The organism is Bacillus sp. HY001 (genome assembly GCF_007558965.1).
In the GTDB taxonomy this organism is placed as follows: domain Bacteria; phylum Bacillota; class Bacilli; order Bacillales; family Bacillaceae_G; genus Bacillus_A; species Bacillus_A mobilis.
This window is the reverse complement of the sequence record NZ_VLTE01000165.1, coordinates 59010-68894: the sequence shown is the minus strand read 5'-3', so window position 1 is coordinate 68894 and position 9885 is coordinate 59010. Positions and strand designations below refer to the sequence as shown.

Below are 9885 nucleotides of genomic sequence, written 5' to 3'. Positions count from 1 at the left end.
GTGGCACCGGTAGCACCCGCTGGTCCTTGAGCACCTTGAGGTCCAGTAGCACCAGTAGCACCCGTGTTACCTTGAGCACCCTGAGGTCCAGTAGCACCCGTGTTACCTTGAACACCTTGAGGTCCAGTGGCACCGGTAGCACCCGTGTTACCTTGAACACCCTGAGGTCCAGTAGCACCAGTAGCACCAGTGTTACCTTGAACACCCTGAGGTCCAGTAGCACCGGTAGCACCCGTGTTACCTTGAACGCCTTGAGGTCCAGTGGCACCAGTAGCACCCGTGTTACCTTGAACACCCTGAGGTCCAGTAGCACCCGTGTTACCTTGAACACCTTGAGGTCCAGTGGCACCGGTAGCACCCGCTGGTCCTTGAGCACCCTGAGGTCCAGTAGCACCAGTGTTACCTTGAGCGCCCTGAGGTCCAGTGGCACCAGTAGCACCCGTGTTACCTTGAACACCTTGAGGTCCAGTGGCACCAGTAGCACCCGTGTTACCTTGAACACCTTGAGGTCCAGTAGCACCCGTGTTACCTTGAGCGCCCTGAGGTCCAGTAGCACCCGCTGGTCCTTGAGCACCTTGAGGTCCAGTAGCACCCGCTGGTCCTTGAACACCTTGAGGTCCAGTGGCACCAGTAGCACCCGTGTTACCTTGAGCACCTTGAGGTCCAGTAGCACCAGTAGCACCCGTGTTACCTTGAGCACCCTGAGGTCCAGTAGCACCCGTGTTACCTTGAACACCTTGAGGTCCAGTAGCACCCGTGTTACCTTGAGCACCTTGAGGTCCAGTGGCACCAGTAGCGCCCGTGTTACCTTGAACACCTTGAGGTCCAGTGGCACCAGTGGCACCAGTAGCACCCGTGTTACCTTGAATGCCTTGAGGTCCAGTGGCGCCAGTAGCACCTGTATTACCTTGAACGCCCTGAGGTCCAGTAGGTCCAGGAGGCCCACCAGAAGGTCCGGTAGGTCCGGTAACTCCTATGCCAGTAGCACCGGTAGCACCCGTGTTACCTTGAACACCCTGAGGTCCAGTAGCGCCCGTGTTACCTTGAGGTCCTTGAGATCCGGTAGCACCAGTAGCACCCGTGTTACCTTGAGCACCTTGAGGTCCAGTAGCGCCCGTGTTACCTTGAGGTCCTTGAGATCCGGTAGCACCAGTAGCACCCGTGTTACCTTGAGGTCCTTGAGATCCGGTAGCACCAGTAGCACCCGTGTTACCTTGAACACCCTGAGGTCCAGTAGCGCCCGTGTTACCTTGAGGTCCTTGAGATCCGGTAGCACCAGTAGCACCAGTGTTACCTTGAACACCCTGAGGTCCAGTAGCGCCCGTGTTACCTTGAGGTCCTTGAGATCCGGTAGCACCAGTAGCGCCCGTGTTACCTTGAGGCCCTTGAGATCCAGTGGCACCAGTAGCGCCAGTGTTACCTTGAGGTCCTTGAGATCCAGTGGCACCAGTAGCGCCCGTGTTACCTTGAGGCCCTTGAGGTCCAGTGGCACCAGTAGCGCCCGTGTTACCTTGAGGCCCTTGAGGTCCAGTGGCGCCAGTAGCACCCGTGTTACCTTGAGGCCCTTGAGATCCAGTGGCGCCAGTAGCACCCGCTGGCCCAGTAGGTCCAGTAGGTCCTTGAATGAATGAAGCAGAATTAACTAAAGCAGTTTGTAATGCTGCTATTAATTTAAGAAGCTCTTGAAGTGTGCAAGGGTCAATTCGGAATAGTTTTGTAATGTATAGTAAATAATTAATTAGATTTTGAAGCTCAATAAATACAGCGCTTGCTACGAAGGTTGGGTTTTTTAATATAGTTATTAAATTTTTAATAATAGCTAACCCTTGTGCTTTCAGGGAGGAAGTAGCGTCTAGTGAACAAATAAATTTACTTAGTAAGTTCAATGTATCGATTAGATCTTCAATATTTTGAGGAGATGGATTTGCGAAAAGTTTTGGAATTATTTTTGTTAGATCGATAATGATTGCGCGGAATGTTCTAAGTTGTGCCTTAGTAACTGGGATGGATGGAGTATTTGGGATTCGTCCGGCGCTACTTGGAAAGCATGGTTTGGAGAATTTGTTCTGACTGTCGTTAAAATGAGACATTAAATCTCTCCTTTCTCATGAGGATATGAACGAAACTCATCATAGTAGATGCAAAAATTAGTTAAATGGTCATAGTAAAATCGTTTGTTTAAAGAAAAAATAGAAAAAACGCCTTAGGATAAGGCGTTTTTTCTATTTTCTGCGTATTGATAATATCGTTTGAGTGAAACTTTTGATTTAAATCCAACTAGTTTTATAATTTCTGATTCTGGAGTTTCTTTTTTTATTAAGTTTAAAATATAGGTGTTACGAAAGTGTTGTCCTGAGATTCCTTTACGTAAATTAGCTCTAGATACTTCAAGGCGAATCATTTTTTGGATAGCGATTTCTGTTAATCCCTTTGGTGCATCATTTTCGTATACCCATCTGTATGTTCCGCGATTAAAATCAAAGGCAATAAATAATGGATCATTACTATGGTATTTTGGACGAACGGGCTCTGGGATGCTTTTGTAATAAGTATATAGTTGTTTTTTGTCTTCGCTAGTTAATGTAATTGTTCTTTCTATCCCTGCGGTTGCTGGGATAGATAATGTGTTCGTTTCAAAGTGGACGTGCTGCATAGTTAATGCTGTAAGATCTTGTAAGGATAATCCGTAGTCGATTAATAAATTTAAAATAGCGATATTACGATCCATTAATAAAGGGCGCACAGGACGCTGTTTTTCTGAAAGTCCTTCTAATGAAGTGACTATATGTTTTAATCTTTTTTCTTCATCAGATGAAATGAAATCCTCATTACGAAGTGTGCGGTCTGGTTGAATAGAAATTTCCATGTTCTTTAATGGATTAGGGATGTTTAGAAAGTGATGCATTCTATTTAATACAATAAATACACGGTGCATCGTTTTCTCTGAGTAATGTCGATTCTTTTTTAAGTCGGAAAAGTAATCTTCATAGTCTTTTGTACAAAGTGTAGCCCATATATTACTGGAAGGGAGCTTTTTGTTTTTTTCTAACCAATGTCCGAAATCTTCAATGTCATAAACGTAACGTTTAATGGTTGAAGGTTTTCGGCCTTTATTCAATAAAAAAATAGAAAAGGCTTGTATTGTATCATGGAATTCCGTTGTCTCCATAGTCCCACCACCTTCATTATTTCTTATATTATAGCAAACTTTTCTGAAAATAGTCATTTGCAAGGGAGACAGGAATAATAATATTTGGTGAGTGGATAAAGTGAAACTTTAATCAGTGGGGTATTTGTTCATCTCCCTTGATTATTAGTTGAACCAATCGGGCATTTACGGGTAGCTATCTCTCGTCTAACTTCCTCGCGTTTGCTGAATTTTGAGGTGGGAGTCTTACTGCTTGTTCATGCAGGATAAAATGAGGTGAGTGTATGGAACAATCGATGCGAAAGAAAAATAATAATCAAATTAACATTGTGTTAAATCATCGAAAGAAAATTTCTTTACCGGCCGCGGAAAATAAAACGGTAATTTCAAGTGAAACTACTACGAAACATGAGATGCTGCAAAGAATTGAAGAAGAGATGGGAAAGCTCGTTGGGATGGATGATATAAAAAAGATAATAAAAGAAATATATGCTTGGATTTATGTAAACAAAAAAAGACAAGAAATAGGGTTGAAGTCTGAGAAGCAAGTACTCCACATGTTGTTTAAAGGGAATCCAGGTACAGGGAAGACAACTGTGGCTAGAATGATAGGGAAATTGTTGTTTGAGATGAATATTCTATCAAAAGGGCACTTAGTTGAAGCTGAACGTGCGGATCTTGTAGGAGAATATATCGGTCATACAGCTCAAAAAACAAGAGATTTAATAAAAAAAGCAATGGGAGGCATTTTGTTTATTGATGAGGCGTATTCATTAGCCCGAGGGGGAGAAAAAGATTTTGGAAAAGAAGCAATTGATACGCTCGTGAAACATATGGAAGATAAACAACACGGTTTTGTATTAATTTTAGCTGGATATTCAAGAGAGATGAATCACTTTCTTTCATTAAATCCAGGTCTGCAATCCCGTTTTCCATTTATAATTGAATTTGCGGATTACTCGGTAAATCAGCTGTTAGAAATAGGGAAGAGGATGTATGAAGAACGTGAATACCAGTTATCGAAAGAGGCTGAATGGAAATTTAGAGATCATTTACATGCTGTAAAGTACTCATCGCAAATTACATCGTTTAGTAATGGAAGATATGTACGGAATATTGTTGAAAAATCGATTCGTACACAGGCTATGCGCTTGTTGCAAGAGGATACGTATGATAAATATGATTTAATTGGGATATCAAGTAGTGATTTGATGCTTGAAGAGGAGACGCACAGTACGTAAACTGTGCGTCTGTTTTTTGTATAAGTGCTGTTACTCTTTTTTTGCTTTGTCTTGATAAGATTTATGGAAACGTTCCATTTTAGCACTTTTTTCGTGTGCAGAATTAGGGTCATGTCCAATTTGACCTACTGAGCTTTTTTGAGCACCTTTATTAACATGGTTTGTCATTTGTATTCACCTCGCTTTGAGGATTAGTATAAACATTATGTAAAGAAAAACTCGTTAGAAAAGAAAAACCTCTTTACGTTCTGTAAAGAGGTTGGATTGCTATTTATGCACTGAACGTTCGTTTGTGTCTATACGTCTATGCGGTAAATGCCATTTGTAGTGAATAGAAACCATGCGGAAGCAAACAATTAAAATGAATAAGGTGTATAAAGCCCAATCACTAACAATAATTTGAGCGCCGATTAAGAAACCTGCTAGAATCGTCCAAAAAGCATATACTTCAGCTCGAAGGACGAGAGGTTTTCTACGGGCTAAAAGATCGCGGATAATACCGCCGCCAATGCCAGTTAAAACAGCTGCTACGATCGTAGCGCTAATTGGTAAATTTAATTTCTGAGCATATAATGCCCCTTGTACGGCAAATGCTGATAAGCCGATAGCATCAGTGATGTTTTCCCACTTTTTCCAGTGTCTAATTAATTTATTTGGAAAAAGAAAAATAATTGTCATTGATAAAAGTGCGATTTGGAATAACATGTCTTGTTGCCAAAACGCGACAATCGGATAACCGATTAATAAATTACGAAGGGCACCTCCCCCAAATGCGGTTGCCATTCCTAAAATATACACCCCGAAAATATCATAATCCTCTTCCATTGCAACGATGGCTCCGCTTAGTGCGAAAGCGATTGTGCCTATGATGCTAAAAATCTCCCATGCCATGAATTTTCTCCCCCGCTAACTAGATGAAATGTGCTTCCTCTGCTATTATATTAGAAGGTTTAAATTTCGAAAAGGATGAGTGAACATATTTGATGGAAGAAAAAGAAAAAGTCATATTAGTGGGCTGTCAATTGCCGCAAGAAGATGATGAAAAATTTATGCATTCCATGAAAGAGCTTGCATCGCTAGCGAAGACTGCGCGAGCAGAATTGTTAGTGTCTACAACGCAAAAACGACCGAAGTTTCATCCGGCGACGTATATAGGTAAGGGTAAATTAGAAGAGCTTACAATGTTAACTGAAGAGTTAGAACCGGATGTTATCGTATTTAATAACGAATTAACGCCGAGTCAAATTCGGAATTTATCCTCGGTATTAGATGCGAGGGTAATTGATCGAACGCAACTCATATTAGATATTTTTGCGCAACGTGCGAAGTCGAGGGAAGGTAAGCTTCAAGTAGAATTAGCTCAGTTGCAATATACAATGCCGCGTCTTATGGGGCAAGGATTGTCTTTATCACGTCTTGGTGGTGGTATTGGGACGAGGGGACCAGGTGAGACGAAACTAGAGACGGATCGTCGTCATATTCGATCACGTATTGATGAAATAAAGAAACAACTTGCAGTTGTTGTGGAACATCGGAAAAGATATCGTGAGAGAAGAAAAGATAATAAAGTATTTCAAGTTTCGTTAATAGGATATACGAATGCGGGAAAATCTACGTTGTTTAATAGGTTGACGGAAGCTGATACATTTGAAGAAAACTTGTTGTTTGCAACGCTAGACCCGACGACAAGGAAAATGCCGTTACCTTCTGGTTATACAGTATTACTAACTGATACGGTTGGTTTTATACAGGATTTACCTACATCATTAATTGCGGCTTTTCGTTCGACATTAGAAGAGGCTGGTGAAGCGGATGTTATTTTACATGTAGTTGATTCTGCAGATCCTAATTATGTAGGGCATGAAAAAACAGTAAAACAATTATTGTCAGAACTTGAAATTAATCATATTCCTATTATTACGTTATATAATAAAAAAGATGAATTACATCAAAACTTTATTCCGTTTCCGAAAAGTGACTTCTTAATGACTAGTGCTTTTGAAGAAGATGATTTATTACATATAAAAGAAGCGATAGAAACGAAAATGAAGGAAGAAATGAATTGTTATCAAGTGGAAATTCCTCCGAGTGAAGGTAAGTTGTTAACGTTATTAAAAACGGAAACACTTTTAACAAAGATGGAGTTTTTAGAAGATAAATTTGTATATGATTGCGTAGGGTATATTTTTGCTCATTCATCGCTTAATGTGCAATTAAAGAGATTTTTAGTGGAAGAAGGAGAAAATAAAAATGTTTGATCGTTTGAAAAATGGAGAAAAAATTGCTCCAATCGTAAAAGAAGTAGAGAGCCAAATTACAGAAGTACATAAACGTGCGGATGAAGTAATTGAAAGTAATCAGTTTCGTGTATTAGAAAGTTTTCGTAAACATAAAATTAGCGATTCGCATTTTATTCCGACAACAGGTTACGGTTATGATGATATTGGCCGTGATACGTTAGAAAAAGTGTATGCGGATGTATTTGGAGCGGAAGCTGGTCTTGTTCGTCCACAAATTATTTCAGGTACGCATGCTATTTCTACAGCGTTATTCGGAATTTTACGTCCAGGAGATGAGTTATTGTACATCACTGGCAAGCCGTATGATACGTTAGAAGAAATCGTTGGTGTACGCGGAAAAGGTGTAGGTTCATTTAAAGAATATAATATTGGTTATAATGCAGTTCCGCTTACTGAAGAGGGGCTTGTTGATTTTGGAGCTGTTGCGGCTGCAATTCATAGTAATACGAAGATGATTGGTATTCAGCGTTCAAAGGGCTATGCTACTCGTCCGTCATTTACTATTTCTCAAATTAAAGAGATGATAGCGTTTGTTAAAGAAATTAAACCAGATGTTGTTGTATTTGTAGATAATTGTTATGGCGAGTTTATTGAAGAGCAAGAGCCATGCCATGTTGGTGCAGATTTAATGGCAGGTTCGCTTATTAAGAACCCTGGTGGTGGAATTGTTAAAACTGGTGGTTATATCGTTGGTAAAGAACAGTATGTTGAAGCGTGTGCATATCGTTTAACATCTCCAGGGATCGGTGCGGAAGCAGGGGCATCTTTATACAGTCTACAAGAAATGTATCAAGGTTTCTTCTTAGCGCCGCATGTAGCTGGACAAGCGCTAAAAGGTGCAATTTTTACAGCTGCATTTTTAGAGAAGTTAGGAATGAATACATCACCAGCGTGGAATGCGCCAAGAACAGATTTAATTCAGTCTGTTCAATTTGATGATAAAGATCGTATGATTGCATTTTGCCAAGCAATTCAATATGCATCTCCGATTAATTCTCACTTCACTCCATATGCCAACTATATGCCGGGTTATGAAGATGATGTAATTATGGCTGCGGGAACGTTTATTCAAGGTGCAAGTATTGAATTGTCAGCTGATGGTCCAATTCGTCCCCCTTATGTTGCTTACGTGCAAGGTGGGTTAACTTATTCACATGTGAAGATTGCGATTTGTTCTGCAATTGATGCATTAATTGAAAAAGAATTATTAACAATTTCTTAAGGGGAAGCTGTCGATTTCGACAGCTTTTTTCTTGTGAAAGTAATGATTTATTTCATTAGAAAAAAGAATGAAAAAATTTATAAAAAAATCATGTAAGAAAAGCTAACATCTATTGACACTAAACATAACATGGTATAAAATGAGAAGCAGTTAAGGCGAAGGAGGAACTGAAACAATGAAAGAAGATAGACGTTCTGCCCCGCTGTTTCCTATTGGTATTGTTATGGATTTAACACAATTATCTGCACGTCAAATTCGCTACTATGAAGAGCATAATCTTGTTTCTCCAACCCGTACAAAGGGGAATCGTAGATTATTTTCATTTAACGATGTAGATAAGTTGTTAGAGATTAAAGATTTATTAGATCAAGGCTTGAATATGGCTGGTATTAAACAAGTGTTACTAATGAAAGAAAATCAAACAGAAACAGTGAAAGTAAAAGAAGAAACGAAAGAAATTTCAAAAACTGAGCTTCGCAAAATACTTCGAGATGAACTACAACATACAGGTAGATTTAATCGGACTTCATTGCGACAAGGTGACATTTCAAGGTTTTTTCACTAAAGAGAACTGATTCTGAAGGTGTTTAGAGGGACTAAGGAGGAATTTATAATGGCTAGGTACACAAAAGAAGATATTTTCCGTTTGGCGGAAGAAGAGAATGTAAAGTATATCCGTTTACAATTTACAGACCTTTTAGGAGTAATTAAAAACGTAGAGATTCCAGTGAGACAATTAACGAAAGCTCTTGATAACAAAATGATGTTTGATGGATCTTCGATTGAAGGTTTCGTACGTATTGAAGAATCTGATATGTATTTATATCCTGACTTAGACACTTGGGTAATTTTCCCATGGACTGCTGAAAAAGGTAAAGTTGCTCGTCTAATTTGTGACATTTACAATGCAGATGGCACTCCATTTGATGGAGACCCACGTAACAACTTAAAACGTGTGTTAAAAGAAATGGAAGCTTTAGGATTCTCAGATTTCAATCTTGGACCAGAGCCAGAATTCTTCCTATTTAAAGTAGATGAAAAAGGAAATCCAACATTAGAATTAAACGATAACGGTGGATACTTCGACCTTGCGCCGATGGATCTAGGGGAAAACTGTCGTCGTGATATCGTTCTTGAACTAGAAGAGATGGGCTTTGAAATTGAAGCGTCTCACCATGAAGTTGCTCCAGGTCAACACGAAATTGACTTTAAATATGCAAGTGCAATTCGCTCATGTGATGATATTCAAACATTCAAACTTGTTGTAAAAACAATTGCTCGTAAACACGGTTTACATGCAACATTTATGCCAAAACCATTATACGGTGTGAACGGTTCAGGTATGCACTGTAACTTATCACTATTCAAAAATGGTGAGAACGTATTCTTCGATCAAAACGGTGACTTACAATTAAGTGATGATGCTCGTCATTTCATCGCAGGTATTTTAAAACACGCACCAGCATTTACAGCGGTAGCAAATCCAACTGTAAACTCTTACAAGCGTTTAGTACCTGGATACGAAGCTCCTTGTTACGTAGCATGGTCTGCACAAAACCGTAGCCCATTAGTACGTATCCCTGCATCTCGTGGTATTAGTACACGCGTAGAAGTACGTAGTGTTGACCCAGCTGCAAACCCATATTTAGTAATGGCTACATTATTAGCAGCAGGTCTTGATGGAATTAAAAACAAATTAACACCACCAGCTGCAGTAGACCGTAACATCTACGTAATGACAAAAGAAGAGCGCGAAGAAGCTGGCATCGTTGACTTACCAGCAACATTAGCGCAAGCATTAGTTACATTACAATCTAATGAAGTAGTATGTGGTGCACTAGGTGATCATTTACTTGAGCACTTCATCGAAGCAAAAGAGATTGAGTGGGATATCTTCCGCACGCAAGTTCACCAATGGGAACGCGATCAATATATGTCTCTATACTAAGAGACTTAAACCCTTGACACATAATG

9 protein-coding genes are annotated in these 9885 nt (G+C 39.9%); 5 read left to right on the top strand and 4 right to left on the bottom strand.

Translation table 11 applies throughout. The annotated features are described in order from the left end of the window. Both FOT98_RS29945 and FOT98_RS29940 read right to left on the bottom strand, forming a co-directional pair. Positions 1 to 2090: collagen-like repeat preface domain-containing protein (locus tag FOT98_RS29945; RefSeq protein ID WP_144291208.1), on the bottom strand; the 2090-nt coding region annotated here is incomplete at its 3' end. A 113-nt stretch (positions 2091 to 2203) separates the two neighbouring features. Continuing rightward, positions 2204 to 3169 (bottom strand): tyrosine-type recombinase/integrase, encoded by a 966-nt coding sequence (locus FOT98_RS29940; RefSeq protein ID WP_048544247.1) that lies wholly within the window; start codon positions 3167 to 3169, stop codon positions 2204 to 2206. A gap of 263 nt (positions 3170 to 3432) precedes the next feature. Between FOT98_RS29940 and spoVK the strand changes: the two genes are divergently transcribed. Then, complete coding sequence (gene spoVK / locus FOT98_RS29935) at positions 3433 to 4389, top strand: stage V sporulation protein K (protein ID WP_061677942.1); 957 nt, start codon at positions 3433 to 3435, stop codon at positions 4387 to 4389. Between the two features lie 30 nt (positions 4390 to 4419). Here spoVK and FOT98_RS32630 read toward each other — a convergent pair whose 3' ends face one another. Together FOT98_RS32630 and FOT98_RS29930 are read right to left on the bottom strand one after the other, a co-directional pair. Beyond that, the gene (locus FOT98_RS32630; protein ID WP_063260593.1) at positions 4420 to 4557 is read right to left on the bottom strand and encodes a hypothetical protein; all 138 of its coding nucleotides are present in this window, start codon (positions 4555 to 4557) and stop codon (positions 4420 to 4422) included. A 99-nt stretch (positions 4558 to 4656) separates the two neighbouring features. After that, positions 4657 to 5280: a trimeric intracellular cation channel family protein gene (locus tag FOT98_RS29930; RefSeq protein WP_048544241.1), complete on the bottom strand. Its 624-nt coding sequence runs from the start codon at positions 5278 to 5280 to the stop codon at positions 4657 to 4659. A gap of 92 nt (positions 5281 to 5372) precedes the next feature. Between FOT98_RS29930 and hflX the strand changes: the two genes are divergently transcribed. The 4 genes from hflX (at position 5373) to glnA (ending at position 9859) form a co-directional block, all read left to right on the top strand. Beyond that, a complete protein-coding gene (gene hflX, locus FOT98_RS29925) occupies positions 5373 to 6647 on the top strand; it encodes a GTPase HflX (RefSeq protein ID WP_063260594.1) in 1275 nt (424 codons plus the stop codon). Next, the gene (locus FOT98_RS29920) at positions 6640 to 7911 is read left to right on the top strand and encodes a methionine gamma-lyase family protein (protein WP_000460296.1); all 1272 of its coding nucleotides are present in this window, start codon (positions 6640 to 6642) and stop codon (positions 7909 to 7911) included. The genes hflX and FOT98_RS29920 overlap by 8 nt, the downstream gene beginning before the upstream one ends. Positions 7912 to 8086: 175 nt before the next feature. Continuing rightward, the gene (glnR, locus tag FOT98_RS29915; protein ID WP_000656784.1) at positions 8087 to 8476 is read left to right on the top strand and encodes a transcriptional repressor GlnR; all 390 of its coding nucleotides are present in this window, start codon (positions 8087 to 8089) and stop codon (positions 8474 to 8476) included. Positions 8477 to 8524: 48 nt separating this feature from the next. Then, positions 8525 to 9859: a type I glutamate--ammonia ligase gene (glnA, locus tag FOT98_RS29910; protein ID WP_061677946.1), complete on the top strand. Its 1335-nt coding sequence runs from the start codon at positions 8525 to 8527 to the stop codon at positions 9857 to 9859. The last annotated feature ends 26 nt before the right edge of the window (positions 9860 to 9885 follow it).

What these genes read in the sequence shown, in the direction of transcription:
- FOT98_RS29940 (WP_048544247.1), bottom strand. Translation starts at nt 3,169, where the DNA reads ATGGAGACAACGGAATTCCATGATACAATACAAGCCTTTTCTATTTTT.
- spoVK (WP_061677942.1), top strand. Translation starts at nt 3,433, where the DNA reads ATGGAACAATCGATGCGAAAGAAAAATAATAATCAAATTAACATTGTG.
- FOT98_RS32630 (WP_063260593.1), bottom strand. Translation starts at nt 4,557, where the DNA reads ATGACAAACCATGTTAATAAAGGTGCTCAAAAAAGCTCAGTAGGTCAA.
- FOT98_RS29930 (WP_048544241.1), bottom strand. Translation starts at nt 5,280, where the DNA reads ATGGCATGGGAGATTTTTAGCATCATAGGCACAATCGCTTTCGCACTA.
- hflX (WP_063260594.1), top strand. Translation starts at nt 5,373, where the DNA reads ATGGAAGAAAAAGAAAAAGTCATATTAGTGGGCTGTCAATTGCCGCAA.
- FOT98_RS29920 (WP_000460296.1), top strand. Translation starts at nt 6,640, where the DNA reads ATGTTTGATCGTTTGAAAAATGGAGAAAAAATTGCTCCAATCGTAAAA.
- glnR (WP_000656784.1), top strand. Translation starts at nt 8,087, where the DNA reads ATGAAAGAAGATAGACGTTCTGCCCCGCTGTTTCCTATTGGTATTGTT.
- glnA (WP_061677946.1), top strand. Translation starts at nt 8,525, where the DNA reads ATGGCTAGGTACACAAAAGAAGATATTTTCCGTTTGGCGGAAGAAGAG.